Raw genomic sequence first — 16,564 nt, 5'->3', positions numbered from 1 at the left:
TTACTCCCCTAAACGGGCAATTTCTTCACCAAATTCGCGTATATCTTCAAACGAGCGATACACAGAGGCAAACCGCACATAGGCTACTTTATCCAGCTTTTTAAGCGCCTCCATTATGCACTCACCCACAAGGTGACTTGATATTTCTCGCTCGCCGGTAGCACGCAACTGCGATTTAATAATATTAACCACTTCATCCACTTGCTCTGTACTAACAGGGCGTTTTTCTAGGGCGCGATTAAGGCCATTGAGTAGTTTATCTTCATTAAAGGGTTCTCGGCTGCCATCTTGTTTAATTACACGTGGCATAACTAACTCGGCGCCTTCAAAGGTAGTAAATCGCTCGTGACACTCGTTACATTCACGACGACGGCGAACTTGGTGGCCTCCGCCGACTAGGCGAGAATCAATAACTTTAGTATCTTTTGCGGTACAAAATGGGCAATGCATAACTCGGTACTTCCGTTTTAAAACAAAAAAGGCCGCTATTTAGCGGCCTTTTATCTTAGCAAAAAAATAGGGCCTGTTGGCCTTTCAGGATTAAATTTGTTCTATCTAGGGGTGATTTGATCGCGGCGCGAGGTTTGTAACCTAGTGGGCTAAGTAAAAACCGAGCAAAGCTTCCGCGTCCTGCTCACGCCCCTTACCTACATCCATGTAGGCAACAAAGAGTAAATCGCCCCTAGGACGAACCCGAGGGCAGTGCATGTTTGGCATTTATGCTGCGTTATCGCCTATTTGTGTGGAGTAACCACACTACATAGACTCTGCCTTGCCTAAAAACCAAACATACTACTGCAAATTAAATCTCGAAAGGTAAACAGGCCCCTTGTTGTGCTCTAAATTACTGCTGCTTATGCAATTAAGCGTATACAGGTAATTTTGCACAAATAGCTTTAACTTTTTCTTTAACTTGCGCTTGTACAGACTCATCGTTGATGTTGTCTAATACGTCACAAATCCAGCCAGCAAGTTCTTTCGATTCAGCTTCTTTAAAGCCACGACGCGTAATTGCAGGTGAACCAATACGTAAACCTGAAGTAACAAACGGTGAACGTGGATCGTTTGGTACAGAGTTTTTGTTCACGGTAATATTTGCATTACCAAGCGCTGCATCTGCATCTTTACCTGTGATATCTTTATCGATTAAATCAAGTAAGAATAAGTGGTTTTCTGTTTTATCAGATACGATTTTGTAACCGCGCTCTTGCATAACAGCAACCATAGCTTGGGCATTTTTAACTACCTGTGCTTGGTACGTTTTAAATTCTGGTTGTAGTGCTTCTTTAAATGCCACGGCTTTTGCAGCAATAATGTGACATAAAGGACCACCTTGGCCACCTGGGAACACAGCGCTGTTAAGCTTTTTGTAAATTGCTTCGTCGCCACATGCAGAAATAATTAAACCACCACGAGGGCCTGCTAATGTTTTGTGTGTTGTTGTTGTTACAACATGCGCGTGAGGTACTGGGCTTGGGTAAACACCCGCCGCAATTAAACCAGCAACGTGAGCCATATCAACGAATAAGTAAGCACCTACTTTATCAGCAATCTCACGGAATTTAGCCCAATCAACAATACCTGAGTACGCAGAAAAACCACCAATAATCATTTTTGGTTTGTGCTCAAGTGCTAGCGCTTCTACCTGTGCGTAGTCAATTTCGCCAGTTGCTTCGTCTAGCCCGTACTGGATTGCATTGTATAGCTTACCTGAGAAGCTTACGTGTGAACCGTGCGTTAAGTGACCACCATGAGCTAAGCTCATACCAAGTACAGTGTCGCCCGCTTCTAATAATGCTAAGAAAACAGCTGCATTTGCTTGAGAACCCGCATGTGGCTGAACGTTTGCATAGTCAGAACCAAATAGCTCGTTAGCACGATCAATTGCAAGCTGTTCAACAACGTCTACGTGCTCACAACCGCCATAGTAACGTTTACCCGGGTAACCTTCTGCGTATTTGTTTGTAAGCTGTGAACCCTGTGCTTCTAGTACGCGTGGGCTACAGTAGTTTTCTGATGCGATTAATTCAATGTGCTCTTCTTGGCGAGCAGTTTCTTTGTTTATCGCGTCAAATAACTCTGGATCAAAATCCGAAATATTCATGCTACGTTCTAACATTGGGGTCTCCTAGGGCAACGTGTATGGTGTTTTTTAGAGGCTTTATTGTACGCTTTAAACGACTCTTTGCCTACGCTCTTAAGTTGAGGATATTTAAACAGGGATTGAATCTATTTCACAGCGTTTTTAAGATGATATTTTTTTATAAATGCATTAATAATTTAAATGATTTTTATTTTTTACATTTAATTAGTTAATGATAAATACTTTATTCAGCGCGTTCAAAATACAAAAAAAAGCGGCCAAGGCCGCTTTTTTAACGCTAAGCTAGTTAGCCTAACTTAGCAAGTATTTCAGTGCGTAACGCTTCATAATCAGGGTTAATGTCGCTTGCTAAACAAGGTTTAGCAAGTGCGTCGCTAAGTGGTTTTGGCATATCAAGTTCAATATTTAGGATCTCTTCTACGCTATCTTTAAACTTAGCAGGGTGAGCAGTTGCTAAAAAGATACCTGCTGCGCCGGGTGCTTTATTCTCTACAAGACCTTGGTATGCAATGGCGGTATGCGGCTCTGCAACATAACCAGTTTGTTGAATATTTTTCATCACTGCTTGCGTATTTTCTTCGCTCACGCTGGTTGAGTAAAAATTATCGTAGCTAAACCAGTTATTATCTAACATTGTTTGCACACGTGGCCAGTTGTTTGGTTTGCTCACATCCATCGCATTTGAAAGCGACTCAAGCGTGGCATTTGGCGCCCAATTTTTATCAAGCATGTAGCGTGGCACGGTATCGTTTTGGTTAGTCGTTGCGCTTAGTTTACCTACTGGCAAACCAATTACAGCACCAATCATGGCGGCACATACATTACCAAAGTTACCACTAGGGACTGAAATATGCGCGGTAGCACGCTTTTCTTTTGGTAGCTGTGCAATGGCCTCAAAGTAATAACATACTTGTGCCACTAGGCGGCTAATGTTGATTGAGTTAGCTGAATTAAGACCCAGTGTAGATTTAACTTCGTCATCTAAAAACGACTTTTTAACTAGCTCTTGGCAATCATCAAAACTGCCATCAACTGCGTAACAATGAATGTTGTCACCAAGCGTAGTAAATAGCTTTTGCTGAGCAAGCGAAATTTTGCCTTTAGGGTATAGAATAACCACATCTATATTTGGCTTGTTGTAAAACGCATGCGCTACAGCAGCGCCAGTATCGCCAGAGGTTGCCGTTAAAATCGTGACTTTTTCGCCTTTGTTAAACTGTGCTAAACACTCAGCCATAAAGCGTCCACCAAAGTCTTTAAACGCAAGCGTAGGACCGTGAAAAAGCTCTAAACAATAGTTATTGTCTTCAACCTCTACCAATTTTACGGGGAAGTTAAACGCATTTTTTACCATTTGAGCAACAGTATCAGCGGGCAGTTCATCGCCAATAAGGTGCGATAAAATTTTGCTACTGCGGGTAACAAAATCCATATCTAATAACGTATCTACATCTGTTAGTGGCGCTAAGCTTTCAGGGAAAAATACCCCCTGATTGCGCCCAAGCCCTGTTTTTACCGCTTCAACAAACGACACTTTTTGAGAATTTTCTTTTAAATTATGTAATTGCATAAATGCCTATCCTATAAAACTGTTAATTGACGCGTGCCGTCGTTATCTAATTTACAAATGTGGCAAAAGCCCTGCTCATTTATATAGTTTTGCGCTAACCACTGCGCACATTTTTCAGCCGCTTCTAATGTTTTACACACTGTAAATAACGTAGGGCCTGCACCTGAAATACTGACAACTTCAGCGCCTAATGCTGGAAGGTTCGCTTTTGCCTCACTGAAGCCGGCAATTAAAGGCGCCCGGTACGGCTCTGCAATATCGTCTTGCATAATGCTTAGTGCATCATCAAAACGCTGCGTTAATAACAAACTGCTAAATGCCGATAAACGCTGAGCAAACTCAACCCCCGCATGCATACTTAACTCTTTTGGTAATACCGAGCGTGCCTTTGCGGTATTAAGCGAAAAACCAGGGAACGCCGCTACGTAGTACCAGTTTTCATCAACTGGTAAAGCAATTGACTTATCAGGAATTAAATCGCCTGTAATCTGTAAGCCCCCTAAATAACACGGGGTGATGTTGTCGTAATGACGCCCACCACTGACTATCGCTTCAAAATCAGCCATTAACTCAATAAGCTCAACTTGACTTAAATTGGTTTGAGCAAACTTATCAAGCGCTGCAAAGGTTGCGACCACCGAGCACGCACTCGAACCTAGCCCTGAGCCAATTGGTAAGTTCTTTTTAAGTTCTAATTTTACACTTGGCATATCTGGCGCCACGTGCGCTCTAAAATGCACTAAACACTGATATGCTAGGTTTTCGCTCGCATCGCTTGGTAACTTATGCGCGTATTCGCCTGAGCAAACAAACTCATCACTTTGAGCGGCGCTTACTACGGCCACGTCACCTAATAAACTGCCATCAATAGGCGCAAGCGCTGCGCCTAGTGCATCAAAGCCCACTGCAAAATTACCTATAGACGCCGGAGCATATACTTCTATCATTTTTAACTCCTAGCGCGATAACGTTTTTAATACGTCGGCAAATACACCGGCTGCTGTTACTGCAGAGCCTGCGCCGTAACCACGTATTACAAACGGGCGTGGTTGATAATACTGGCTTAAAATAGCTAATGCGTTTTCACCATCACGAATAACATTTAATGCATGCGATGAATCGACCGCTTCAATACCTACTTTACAGTGGCCTTCTTTAATTGTACCTACATAACGAAGTACTTTACCCTCTGCTGCGGCACTTTGAATACGGTCGTTAAACTCAGCGTCTAAACTTGGTAGTTTAGCCATAAATTCATCTACGCTGTCGTCTTGTGCAAAACCTTGTGGCAATACCGACTCAACTTCTATATCGCTAAGCTCTAATTTCATGCCGGCTTCGCGAGCAATAATCAGTAATTTACGTGCTACATCAGTACCCGATAAATCATCGCGTGGGTCTGGCTCTGTAAAACCGCTTTCTTTTGCTTTAATTGTTGCCTCAGAAAGTGATAAACCATCTTCTAGTGCACCAAACATGTACGACAGTGAGCCTGATAAAATACCGCTAAATTCGAGTAACTCATCACCTGCACCAAATAACGACTGTAAGTTATCGATTACCGGTAAACCTGCACCTACGTTTGTTTCGTATAAAAATTTGCGGTTATTTTTTTGTGTTGCTGCAATTAAGTTTTGGTAATAATCGTACGAGCTGGTTGTTGCCTTTTTATTAGCGGCCACAACATGGAAACCCGCATTTAAAAAATCCACATACTGAGCCGCTAGCGCATCAGAAGACGTACAATCTACAATCACTGGGTTTACTAAGTGATTTTGTTTTACAAACTGCTCTACTAAATTTAAGTCAAACGCTTGCTCTGATGCTGCTAGCTTTTGCTGCCAATCATCAAATGCAATACCTTCGCTGTCTAAATGCAATTGACGAGAATTAGCAACGCCATATAGGTTTAATTTAATATTTCGTTTTTCAAGCCACGCCTGTTGGCGTTCTAACTGAGAAATAAGCTCTTGACCTACTAAGCCACAGCCAAGTAAAAATAAGTCGATTGAAGGGACGTGAGTAAAAAAGTTCTCGTGGCATATTTTTACTGCATCGTTACACAGCTCACCGTCAATAACCGCTGAAATAGCACTTTCTGTAGAGTCCTGCGCAATGGCTACAATGTTTACTTGGGCCTGTGCAAGAGAAGCAAAAAACTGCGCAGCTAAACCTTTGTGTGCACGCATGTTATCGCCCACTAAAGTAACAATGGCAAGGTTACGTTGTACGTGTACCGGCTCAATTAAGCCTGCTTGTAATTCAAGCTCAAATGCACTTTGCAAGGCCTCTAGCGCTAGCGCTAAATCGCTTTCGTGCACACAAAAGCTAATACTAAACTCGCACGATGATTGCGTAATTAACACAATCGATACGTTATCGTGCGCAAGAGCATTAAATACCTTAGAGGCCATACCCACCTTACCTTTCATGCCAGGGCCTGACACGGTAAGCATTGCTAAGTCTTGCAAGCTAGAAAGCGCTTTTACAGGTTCATCCGATGAATAATCGTTACCAATTAATGAACCTTGAGCATCTGGGTTATGGGTATTTTTAATTTCGCACGGTACACCCGCTTTGGCGCACGGTAAAATGGTTTTAGGATGAAGTACTTTAGCGCCAAAGTAAGAAAGCTCCATTGCTTCTTTATAAGATAAAAAGTCAACTTTAGTCGCTTTTTTGATGTAACGCGGATCGGCGCTGTACACCCCATCAACATCTGTCCAAATTTGACATATTTCAGCATCTAAACATGCAGCAGCAATTGCCGCTGAGTAATCAGAGCCGTTACGGCCAAGTGTAGTAAGTTCGCCTTGCTCATTGCTGGCTGTAAATCCTGGCATAATATAAATAGTGGCTGGGTTTTCTTTAAGTACTGCTTGAAAACGTGCTTTACTCGTTACTAAGTCGGCTTCAGCATCAATGTACCCCCCTGTAGAGGCAACACAGCGTGTTGCTTCTAGGTATTGTGCATTGTGCGAGCTTAATAAACTTTGCATAAGCGATACACTTACTCGCTCACCAAAACTAATTACAAAAGCACGAATTTGATCTGGGCAGCATTTAATAAGCGCCACACCATCTAGCTTATTTTTAAGCTCATGAAAATCTGGCCAGTTTGCGACTTCGCCACTGCTTTTTTCTACTTCTGCTTTTAATGTTTCGCATCGGCTTAGTAAAGCTTGCCATTGCTGTGAAAAGTCCTGACCTTGCTCTGCGGCACTTGCCAGCGCAACTAATGAGTCAGTCATACCACCGGGTGCAGAAAGCACCAGTAACATTTCATCTTTTAACTGTGCTTTGACAAGTTGAGCTACTTGTTGCAAACAGGCAAAGTCAGCAAGCGAAGAGCCTCCAAATTTTAAAACGCGCATTATTTATGTTCCTCATCCCATAAAACGAAAAAAGGCCTGTGTTCTTAGTGAACACAGGCCTTTAAATTTGTTGCACCGACCTATGCCACTATCCAGTAAGAATGGTGGTTGTAATAATAATGGTCAGTACGCGATTAATTGTTTTCATAACACTAAGACTGCCTTAACAAAGGCTATGCTGTCAACCCCAAATTAAAAGATAAAACAGCCTTTTTGAACATGAAAAAACCTAATGAATGCCAAATTTATGCAAAACTTCGCTTAAGGCTGATTTGTTAATAGGTTTATTTATAAAGTCGATAGCACCTAACTGCGCCACCTTTTGCTTCATTTGTTGTTGAATATCAGCGGAGATCACCAATACAAAGCACTCTATTTTTTCTGCCTTAATACGCTCTAGCACCTGTACACCGTCAACTTCTGGCATGGTTAAGTCTAAACACAGAAGATCAAATTGCTGCAAGCGTAAAAGCTCAAGCGCATCGGCCCCGTTTGCAGCTTGCTGTATGTCGGCATTCACGCACTCATTTAAACAACGCACAACTTGTTTACGTGCAACAGTGGAATCATCACACACTAATATAGAAAATTTCATCATGTTTACTACTAAAATAACCTTCTAAAAATTATAAAAACGAGCCATCCGTTGGTTTTTTTCTATTCTAACACGTTCCTAAAACTCTAACACTTTGCTTGTTCGTATAGTGTGATACGGTAACCTTACAATAAAACTTTAACTATTATTAATAATTCCCCACCCAATCGATACTTATGTAATATAAGTGGGCATTTGGATTACTTTAAACCAAATTAGTGCACTATTATTAAAACAAAACGACTCACAAGAGTCAGTCTCTTTAAAATATAAGTTTTTTTATTTATTTTTAAGGTTTTATTGACTAACTTTTAGAATAGAAATTGCAACTTAGATATAATTACACCGGATGAGTAAATCCCATATGTTACAAAAAAGCCTTTCTAAGAAATTGTTAACTAATGTTTTATCAGTGTATTTTTTACTCACCTTTGTGGTGACATGTGGACAAGTGCTTGCTGAATTTGTAAATACTAAAGACTACATTCGTGATGAGCTCAGTACACTACAAAAAACCTTCAGTAGAAGCTTAACGCGTGCAATTTGGGAACTAAATACAAAGCAAACAATAACAACCGCAGAAGGCTTACTTGCCATCCCTATGGTGGAGGGCATTATTGTACGCGACGACAGCGGCGAAATTATTTCGCAACTGGGGCGCTCTCTAGATATACATAAACTTTATAATCAACAACTTGTTCAAGAAGAAGTTATTATAGAGGACACTAAGTCAGGTCTATTTGGTTATACATTCCCACTCATTTTTGAGTTCTCAGGACGTGCTACGCAAGTGGGTGATGTAACCTTATTTTCAAGCCGCGACGTGGTGTTTAGCCGAATAATGGTATCTATTTACTTTTTAATTGGTAACGCCATGATCAAAACCACCTTTTTGATCATCTTGTTTTTAATGGCATTTAGAAAACTTCTCACCGACCCGTTAAACGAATTAACCGATCAAATAGAAAACCTTGAGCTTGATGACTTAGAAGGTCAACACATAGAAATTGAAACCGAAGAGCATAACGAACTAAACGTTATGGAGCAGTCTTTTAATAACTTAATAGATAAAGTAGTCCAATACAGAAAGGAGCTTGAACACACTCAACGTGAACTGATTGTTAGTAATGAAAAGCTCGACCAACACAATATACAACTTGAGCAGGATGTTGCTCGTAAAACATCAAATTTAAGTCAAGCAATGATGGATTTACAGCAACAGAAGTACGAACTAGAAAAGCAAAAACTAGTGTTAACCGAAGAGGTTGATTTACGTAGGCACACCGAAGAAGAGTTATTAACCAAACAAAAAGAGCTCGAACGCTACCTTGACGAGCTAAGCCTTGCTCAAGAGCGATTAGTAGGCACAGAAAAAATGGCCGCATTAGGCGGGCTTGTTGCTGGCATTACACATGACATAAATACGCCTATTGGTATCGGGGTAACCGCTATATCGTTCTTGCAAGAGCGTTTAAATACCTTAGAAAGCGCGTATAAAGAAAAAACTTTATCGCCTAAAGCATTAGAAGAATTTATAAACGAAGCCAAGCAAAGCACGAGCTTGCTTACAACCAACCTTGATAGAGCCTCTGAGCTCATTGCCAGCTTTAAACAAATAGCGGTAGATCAAGCCAGTGAAGCTGTAAGAACAATTAACTTTAAAGATTACTTAAACGAAGTGATTTTGTCGCTTCACCCTAAACTTAAAAAAACCAAGCACACCATAAACTTGCAGTGTCCGGATGATTTAGTTCTAAATTTACCTGCTGGGGCGATTAGCCAAATTTTTACCAACTTAATTATGAACTCAATTATTCATGGTTTTGATAATATTGCGCAGGGCAATATTGATATAAATATTAGTGCCAATGACACGCTCCTTGTGATTGACTACAAAGATAACGGTAACGGTGTAACAAAAGAGCAGTTAGCTAAATTGTTCGACCCCTTTTTTACTACAAAGCGCGACCAAGGCGGTAGTGGCTTGGGCACACATATAACCTTTAACTTAGTTAAGCAAACGCTCAGCGGTTCAATAGAGGCTAACAGTGAACCCGGTAAAGGGCTGCATTACCATATTGAGTTTCCTAAAAATATGCCAAAGCCATTATTTAATCAATAAAGGCTTTGGTTAAAATCAGCCATTTCGAGAACCCCATTTTATTGCTATGATTGAGCAAATTTATAAGATGGAAAAGTTACCTTATGTGGTTTAGTAACCTGATTTGTTATCGCTTTAAGCAAGATGTTTCGTACACTCAAGAAGAGTTTGAAAAAGCGTTAGAACAAGATGTATTTCGCCCGTGTGGCTCTCAAGACCTCTCTACATTTGGTTGGACAAAAGCATTTGGTAAGCATGGTGACTCGCTGGCGCATTTTTCACAAAAAAGCATTTTAGTGTGTGCCAAACGTGAAGAAAAAGTGCTACCTGCATCTGTTGTTAATGAAATGGTTGCCGAAAAAGTAGATCAAATAGAGGCGGAAGAAAACCGCCCGGTTAAAAAGAAAGAAAAAGACGAGTTAAAAGAAAACATTTTAACGACCTTATTACCTCAAGCGTTTAAAAAATCAAGCCTGCAGTTTGCCTTTATCGATCAAGAAAACGGGTGGGTTGTAGTAAACAGTGGCAGTTTTAATAAAGCAGAAGAGTTACTTGCATTGCTGCGTAAATCGCTGGGCACTTTACCGGTAGTTCCTGCGTTTGCAAACTACGACCTGGATGTATTTTTAACTGATTGGCTAACTAACTTCAGCACGCCAGAAAACTTTGCTATAGGGTTTGATGCAGAACTCGAAGAAGCCGACGACAGTGGCGCACAGGTTAAACTAAAAGGCCATGATTTATCATGTGATGAAGTTAAATCGCACCTAGAAAATGGTAAACGTGTGACTAAACTTGCGCTTGACTGGCAAGAACGCCTGAAATTTATGCTGCAAAACGATGGTTCTATCAAGCGTTTAAGCTACTCAGAAACGTTAAAAGAAGAAAACGCCGATATTCCAAAAGAAGATATGGCGGTTAAACTAGATGCTGACTTTATTTTAGCCTCGGAAGAAATCAAGCTACTGCTTGAAGAGCTGACGGCCGGTTTAGGTGATGCAGAAGATTTATAAAACGCTAAAATTATAAGCGCTATTAAAACTAAAAAAGCACGACTCAGTCGTGCTTTTTGCTTTCACCTTTATAACTGCTAATTAGCTAAATGTGTCTTTCACACTTTCAAGCATGTCGTTGTATTCGTCACTTGAAAATAGCTGCATAGAAGGAATAACACCTTTATCTATGTAGGTTTGTAAAGCCGCTGATTTATCAGACACCTGTAATGTTCCCTCTAAAATAGCGCCAATACGAATAAAATCAACATAACCAATCTCTTCAGGGCGATATGTAGGGTCAGCCCAATGCCTAGCAACATTTACAAATTCAGGTGGGAACTCCCACGCGCCCATAATTGAGCCACCAATTTTACCACTGAGTTTTTGAATTGCATGCGCTAAAAAGCTTGGGTTAGCAAACACCTCTGGGTGGCGCTCAGCTTCGGTTAAAATAGGCAGTACACCAATGTTATATACCAACGACGCCAGCGTTATAGAGTCACTATTTAACGATGTGCGTTTATTATTTTGTAAATAAAACGCCATAAGCGTTATTGAGTGCCCCGCCACATTTAGCGTTTTTTGCCACGCTTTACTCATGTAGCCTTTTATTAGCTCATTATTAGAAACAAACAGCTGCTCCATTGCCATTGCGGTTGCTATATTTTTAATTTGGCGTAAGCCAATGCGAGTAACGGCTTGCTGTAAGTTAGATACCTTAACTGTGCGACCCATAATTGCGCTGTTGGCAACTTTAATCATGCGCGCTGAAAGTGCTGGGTCTTGGCTAATTACCTCTGACATTTGCATTAAGTTTACATCAGGGTTGTCAGCCGCTTGACGCACTTTAATTGCGACTTCAGGTAAGGTAGGTAAAACCAAAGTATCGTTGTTGATTCTATCAACCAAAATCGTTAATAGTGCATTTTCTGTAGACATAGAACTGTCATCCTTTTGTTTCTGGGCCGCAATGCAACTGCTAACCTCGGATAAAATGAGTAATACAATGAGTATTATCTAACTTACCGATAAAGTTAAGAAAATTATATAAATTAATTGTTATTAATGTGCCTTCATCGCCCTAAGATGCTACACAACGCCAAACACTTGCTATTTACTATTTAGTTTTGTTTTAATGCAGTCACTATAAGGAAACGTTTGTATGCGCTAGCGTTCAGAGTTCGCCCATACAAATAATTAAACTTACTTTTTAACAGGCATTCAAATGATCTTAAACAAAATTAGCCAAGCAATTTTACTCTCTGGCGTCGTTTTTCTTAGTGCATGCTCAGAGCAAGCCCCCTCTTCGACCGAAGCCACAAGTGTAGAGCTTGCTCAAAAAAGTGCCGCACAAGCTGGCCCAGATTTAATTAACATTGATAAACAACGTTTAGATATTTACACCGACTTTAGCCTCGAAGCCGACCTATCTCATTTAAGTGAGAATCAAAAAGCCATGGTAGCTAAGCTTATCGACGCTTCTAAAATTATGGACGATCTATTTTGGAAACAGGCTTTTGGCGATAATAAAGACGCTTTTTTAGCAAAGCTGAGTGATGAAAAAGTACGTAAATTTGCTGATATTAACTACGGCCCATGGGATCGTTTAAATGGTGATGAACCATTTTTATCAGGCTACAAAGAAAAAGCCCTTGGCGCGCAATTCTACCCAGCCGACATAACAAAAGAAGAACTAAATAATGCCGACGTAGATGATAAAAAAGGCCTTTACTCATTAATCAAACGTGATGAGCAAGGTAATCTTTACAGTGTGCCTTATTCAAAAGAATACGCGCAAGAGTTAGCTAAAGCAGCTGACTTATTACGTGAAGCCAGTAAACTTGCCGATGATAAAGAATTTGCCAATTACTTAAACCTACGTGCTGATGCACTTCAAAAAGATGATTTTCAGGGTTCTGACTTTGCTTGGATGGACATGAAAAATAACCCAGTTGATGTGGTTATTGGCCCAATTGAAACTTACGAAGATCAACTCTTTGGCTACCGCTCTGCTTATGAGTCGTATGTACTAATTAAAGATTTAAAATGGAGCGAGCGCCTTGCTAAATTTGCGGCCTTTTTACCAGAGCTGCAAAAAGGTTTACCGGTAGATGCTAAATATAAGCAAGAAGTGCCAGGCTCAGACGCCGATTTAAATGCTTACGATGTGGTTTACTACGCAGGTCACTCAAATGCGGGCAGCAAAACTATTGCTATTAACTTACCAAACGATGAGCAAGTACAGCTTGAAAAAGGCACTCGTCGCCTGCAGCTTAAAAACGCAATGCGTGCAAAATTTGATAAAATTTTAGTGCCGATTGCTGAGCAGTTAATTGTACCTGAGCAACGTAAGCATATTACTTTTAACGCCTTTTTTGCCAATACCATGTTCCACGAAGTCGCTCACGGCCTAGGTATTAAAAACACCATTACAAATAAAGGCACTGTGCGCCAATCATTACAAGAGCACGCAAGCGCACTTGAAGAAGGTAAAGCCGATATTTTAGGTTTATACATGGTTGAGCAGTTACTTAAAAAAGGTGAAATTACCGAAGGTACATTAGAAGATTACTACACCACCTTTATGGCAGGTATTTTCCGCTCAGTACGCTTTGGTGCATCAAGCGCACATGGTAAAGCTAACATGATCCGCTTTAACTTTTTTGCTCAAGAAGGCGCCTTTTCTAAAAACGAAGAAGGTTTCTACCGTGTCAATATGGAAAAAATGGGCGTGGCTATGGCTAAACTTTCGCGCTTAATTTTAACATTACAAGGTGACGGCGATTACGAAAAAGTAGATCAGCTAATTGCCACCCATGGCGATATTAAAGAAGAGCTTGCTAAAGACTTAGAAAAACTAAGCCAAGCTAATATCCCTGTAGATGTAACCTTTAAACAAGGTAAAGACGTGCTAGGCCTTAACTAACCCAACACGTAATACTTTAATAAAGCGCTGTAGATTATAACTGCAGCGCTTTTTTTAGCGCTATTATTTGCTCATCTGTGTATGGTTTTGCAGGGAACTTACCCCACACCGGAGCAGGCCATGCTGCATCAGTCGTAAAACGTGCAATGTGATGAATATGTAATTGCGGCACCATATTACCCAAAGCGGCCACGTTTAATTTATCAGGGCTAAACACTTGCATAATAAGCTTGCTGAGTTTGGCCGACTCTTTTAAATATACAACTTGGTCGTCTTCAGACAAATCTATAATTTCTTTTAAATTAGGTTTTCTGGGTACTAATACAAACCAAGGGTATTGGCTATCGTTAAGTAATAGCACTTTACATAAAGGCCAATCTGCCAGTTCTATACAATCGCGCTTAAGCTCTGGGGCAAGTTCAAAAGTGGGAGTTGTCATCATCATATCCTAGTTAGTCTTTAATAATGGCCACTTTATAGCATTTATTTGCAGTTGCACACGCTTAGCTTTACCATTTAATACACTATTTATAATAAGCTAAGGCAATCTTGTGCTAAAAAAAATAAAATACCTAACCCTCGCACTCCCACTTGCTGTTGGTGCACTGAGCGCGCAAGCAAAACCATTATCACTAGAGCGTATTTTTGACGACCCGAGCCTGTCGGGTAAAGCCCCCGTACAACTTAAATTTTCGCCAGACGGTAGCCGCGTAACTTACCTGCAAGGCAAAACCGACGATTACAACCGCTATGATTTATGGGAATACAACTTAAAAGATAACACCAACAGAATACTGGTTGATTCTGCAAAGCTGTTTTCAGGCCCTGAAAACCTCTCTGATGAGGAAAAAGCACGCCGCGAACGCCAACGTATTTTTGGTAAAGGTATTTTAGAGTACAAATGGTCTAAAGACGGCAAAGCCCTATTATTTCCACTTAATGGCGATCTGTATTATTACGAGCTAGCGTCTGGTAAAAGTAAAAAACTTACCAATACAGAAGCGTTTGAAACCGATGCCCGCTTTTCTCCTAAAGGTAACTATGTATCGTTTATTCGCGAGCAAAACCTTTACGCATTAGCACTTGATACTGGCAAAGAAATACAACTAAGCAAAGATGGCGGCGGCGTTATTAAAAACGGCATGGCCGAATTTGTAGCGCAAGAAGAAATGAGCCGTATGACCGGCTACTGGTGGGCTGGCGATGAATCTAAAATTGCATTTACCCGCGTAGATGAAACCCCAGTAAAAGAAGCTATCCGTAACGAAATATACGCAGACGAAGTAAAGCTATTTAACCAACGTTACCCATTTACGGGCACTGACAATGTTGAAATTCAACTGGGTGTTGTGTCTTTAAATAATCAAAGCGTTGACTGGATTGATTTAGGCGACGATAAAGACATTTACATTGCCCGTGCTAAATGGCTAAAAGACAGCACAACTCTTTCGTATCAATGGCAAAATCGCTCACAGCATAAGTTAGAACTACGCTTTTACAATAGCGATACTAAAACGCAAAAAGTCGCATTAACTGAAAACAGCGATACATGGATCAATTTAAACTTTGATCTGCATTTCTTAAAAGACAAAAAGCATTTTGTTTGGGCTTCTGAGCGCGATGGTTTTAAACACCTTTATTTGTACCGCACTAATGGCCAGCTAATTCGACAAATCACCTCAGGAGACTGGGTTGTTGATAGCTTAAAAGGCGTGGATGAGAAAAAAGGCATAGTGTACTTTGCAGGACGTAAAGACACCCCGCTTGAAAGCCATTTATACAGCGCACCACTGTTTAAAAAAGGCAATATAAAGCGTATCACTGAACAAGGCCAATACCACAAAGTAGTAATGGCAAAAGACAGCAAAACATTTATTGATAACAGCTCATCGGTAAACAAGCCTAACTCGGCGGCTCTTCGTAAAGTAAATGGCGAATTTATCACATGGCTTGAACAAAATAAGCTTGATGATAGCCACCCATTAACCCCTTATTTAAGTGATTTAGCAACACCTGAGTACGGCACCATCAAAGCAGAAGATGGCCAAGTAATGCATTACCGCTTATTTAAACCAAGTAATATTGCAGACGGTAAAAAGCACCCAGTCATTGTTAATGTATACGGCGGCCCACATGCACAGCGCGTAACAAATAGCTGGCGCAGCAAAAACTTATACTTTCAATATATGGCGCAACAAGGTTATGTTATTTTTCAGCTCGATAACCGAGGCTCTTACAACCGCGGTAAAAAGTTTGAAGACGCCATTTACAAACATTTAGGCGTTGTAGAAGTGGCAGACCAAATTAAAGGCGTTGAGTTTTTACGTACGCTTGATTACGTAGACCCACAACGTATTGGTATTTATGGCCACAGCTACGGCGGCTATATGGCTCTTATGACCATGTTTAAAGCCGGTGATTACTTTCAAGCTGGTGTATCGGGTGCACCAGTGACCGACTGGGCGCTTTACGACACCCATTACACTGAGCGCTACCTTGGGCACCCAAAAACTAATGCCAAAGGCTACGAAGACAGCGCCGTATTTCCATACGCTAACGGCTTAAAAGGCCCATTAATGATTTACCATGGCATGGCCGATGACAACGTGTTGTTTACCCACGCCACTAAATTATTTAAACAACTACAAGATAACGAAAAACAGTTTGAAATGATGACCTACCCAGGCTCAAAACACAGCTTACGCGGTAAACAGGTGCAAACACATTTACACCAAACCATCACAAACTTCTTTAATCGACATTTTGATGATAAATAATCATATGACGACTAAATAGACTAAAGGCTGATTGAAAAATCAGCCTTTTTTTTGTCTTAATGGTGCTTACACCTAGCTTAAACTCGCTTTTTTACTACCATTAAAACAAGCACATTGAGTGT

At 40.7% G+C, this 16,564-nt stretch carries 12 protein-coding genes; 4 read left to right on the top strand and 8 right to left on the bottom strand.

The features are described from left to right. The 6 genes from nrdR to AN391_RS10225 form a co-directional block, all read right to left on the bottom strand. Positions 1–450: a transcriptional regulator NrdR gene (gene nrdR, locus AN391_RS10250; RefSeq protein ID WP_004586861.1), complete on the bottom strand. Its 450-nt coding sequence runs from the start codon at positions 448–450 to the stop codon at positions 1–3. 412 nt (positions 451–862) lie between these two features. Next, complete coding sequence (gene glyA, locus AN391_RS10245; RefSeq protein ID WP_024031685.1) at positions 863–2,119, bottom strand: serine hydroxymethyltransferase; 1,257 nt, start codon at positions 2,117–2,119, stop codon at positions 863–865. 271 nt (positions 2,120–2,390) lie between these two features. After that, entirely contained in the window at positions 2,391–3,674 is a 1,284-nt protein-coding gene (thrC, locus tag AN391_RS10240) for a threonine synthase (protein WP_055015324.1), read from the bottom strand. 11 nt (positions 3,675–3,685) lie between these two features. After that, positions 3,686–4,621 carry a homoserine kinase gene (gene thrB / locus AN391_RS10235; RefSeq protein WP_055015323.1) on the bottom strand — a complete coding sequence of 312 codons (936 nt, stop codon included), beginning with the start codon at positions 4,619–4,621 and terminating at the stop codon, positions 3,686–3,688. A gap of 9 nt (positions 4,622–4,630) precedes the next feature. Continuing rightward, positions 4,631–7,048 carry a bifunctional aspartate kinase/homoserine dehydrogenase I gene (gene thrA, locus AN391_RS10230; RefSeq protein WP_055015322.1) on the bottom strand — a complete coding sequence of 806 codons (2,418 nt, stop codon included), beginning with the start codon at positions 7,046–7,048 and terminating at the stop codon, positions 4,631–4,633. 229 nt (positions 7,049–7,277) lie between these two features. Continuing rightward, the gene (locus tag AN391_RS10225) at positions 7,278–7,646 is read right to left on the bottom strand and encodes a response regulator (RefSeq protein ID WP_055015321.1); all 369 of its coding nucleotides are present in this window, start codon (positions 7,644–7,646) and stop codon (positions 7,278–7,280) included. Positions 7,647–8,007: 361 nt separating this feature from the next. Between AN391_RS10225 and AN391_RS10220 the strand changes: the two genes are divergently transcribed. Then, positions 8,008–9,765 (top strand): HAMP domain-containing sensor histidine kinase, encoded by a 1,758-nt coding sequence (locus AN391_RS10220; RefSeq protein ID WP_055015320.1) that lies wholly within the window; start codon positions 8,008–8,010, stop codon positions 9,763–9,765. A gap of 83 nt (positions 9,766–9,848) precedes the next feature. After that, positions 9,849–10,757, top strand: coding sequence for a recombination-associated protein RdgC (gene rdgC, locus AN391_RS10215; protein WP_004586854.1), 909 nt, complete (start codon positions 9,849–9,851; stop codon positions 10,755–10,757). A gap of 81 nt (positions 10,758–10,838) precedes the next feature. Here rdgC and AN391_RS10210 read toward each other — a convergent pair whose 3' ends face one another. Then, the gene (locus tag AN391_RS10210; RefSeq protein ID WP_055015319.1) at positions 10,839–11,678 is read right to left on the bottom strand and encodes an HDOD domain-containing protein; all 840 of its coding nucleotides are present in this window, start codon (positions 11,676–11,678) and stop codon (positions 10,839–10,841) included. A gap of 286 nt (positions 11,679–11,964) precedes the next feature. Between AN391_RS10210 and AN391_RS10205 the strand changes: the two genes are divergently transcribed. Continuing rightward, on the top strand, positions 11,965–13,665 hold the full coding sequence (locus AN391_RS10205; RefSeq protein ID WP_055015318.1) for a dipeptidyl-peptidase 3 family protein: 1,701 nt from the start codon (positions 11,965–11,967) through the stop codon (positions 13,663–13,665). Positions 13,666–13,699: 34 nt separating this feature from the next. Here the strand turns inward: AN391_RS10205 and AN391_RS10200 are convergent, their stop codons facing one another. Beyond that, positions 13,700–14,104: an HIT domain-containing protein gene (locus AN391_RS10200; RefSeq protein ID WP_055015317.1), complete on the bottom strand. Its 405-nt coding sequence runs from the start codon at positions 14,102–14,104 to the stop codon at positions 13,700–13,702. A 112-nt stretch (positions 14,105–14,216) separates the two neighbouring features. On the opposite strand from AN391_RS10200, the gene AN391_RS10195 reads away from it, so the two are divergent. Then, positions 14,217–16,442 (top strand): S9 family peptidase, encoded by a 2,226-nt coding sequence (locus AN391_RS10195; protein WP_055015316.1) that lies wholly within the window; start codon positions 14,217–14,219, stop codon positions 16,440–16,442. The last annotated feature ends 122 nt before the right edge of the window (positions 16,443–16,564 follow it).

It is taken from the genome of Pseudoalteromonas sp. P1-13-1a (assembly GCF_001401875.1).
Lineage (GTDB): Bacteria > Pseudomonadota > Gammaproteobacteria > Enterobacterales > Alteromonadaceae > Pseudoalteromonas.
Note: the sequence above shows the minus strand (reverse complement) of the source record. Positions and strands in the feature narration are given on the sequence as shown.

Excerpts from the sequence above, each read along its gene's own strand:
- nrdR (WP_004586861.1), bottom strand. The coding sequence starts at position 450 with ATGCATTGCCCATTTTGTACCGCAAAAGATACTAAAGTTATTGATTCT.
- glyA (WP_024031685.1), bottom strand. The coding sequence starts at position 2,119 with ATGTTAGAACGTAGCATGAATATTTCGGATTTTGATCCAGAGTTATTT.
- thrC (WP_055015324.1), bottom strand. The coding sequence starts at position 3,674 with ATGCAATTACATAATTTAAAAGAAAATTCTCAAAAAGTGTCGTTTGTT.
- thrB (WP_055015323.1), bottom strand. The coding sequence starts at position 4,621 with ATGATAGAAGTATATGCTCCGGCGTCTATAGGTAATTTTGCAGTGGGC.
- thrA (WP_055015322.1), bottom strand. The coding sequence starts at position 7,048 with ATGCGCGTTTTAAAATTTGGAGGCTCTTCGCTTGCTGACTTTGCCTGT.
- AN391_RS10225 (WP_055015321.1), bottom strand. The coding sequence starts at position 7,646 with ATGATGAAATTTTCTATATTAGTGTGTGATGATTCCACTGTTGCACGT.
- AN391_RS10220 (WP_055015320.1), top strand. The coding sequence starts at position 8,008 with ATGTTACAAAAAAGCCTTTCTAAGAAATTGTTAACTAATGTTTTATCA.
- rdgC (WP_004586854.1), top strand. The coding sequence starts at position 9,849 with ATGTGGTTTAGTAACCTGATTTGTTATCGCTTTAAGCAAGATGTTTCG.
- AN391_RS10210 (WP_055015319.1), bottom strand. The coding sequence starts at position 11,678 with ATGTCTACAGAAAATGCACTATTAACGATTTTGGTTGATAGAATCAAC.
- AN391_RS10205 (WP_055015318.1), top strand. The coding sequence starts at position 11,965 with ATGATCTTAAACAAAATTAGCCAAGCAATTTTACTCTCTGGCGTCGTT.
- AN391_RS10200 (WP_055015317.1), bottom strand. The coding sequence starts at position 14,104 with ATGACAACTCCCACTTTTGAACTTGCCCCAGAGCTTAAGCGCGATTGT.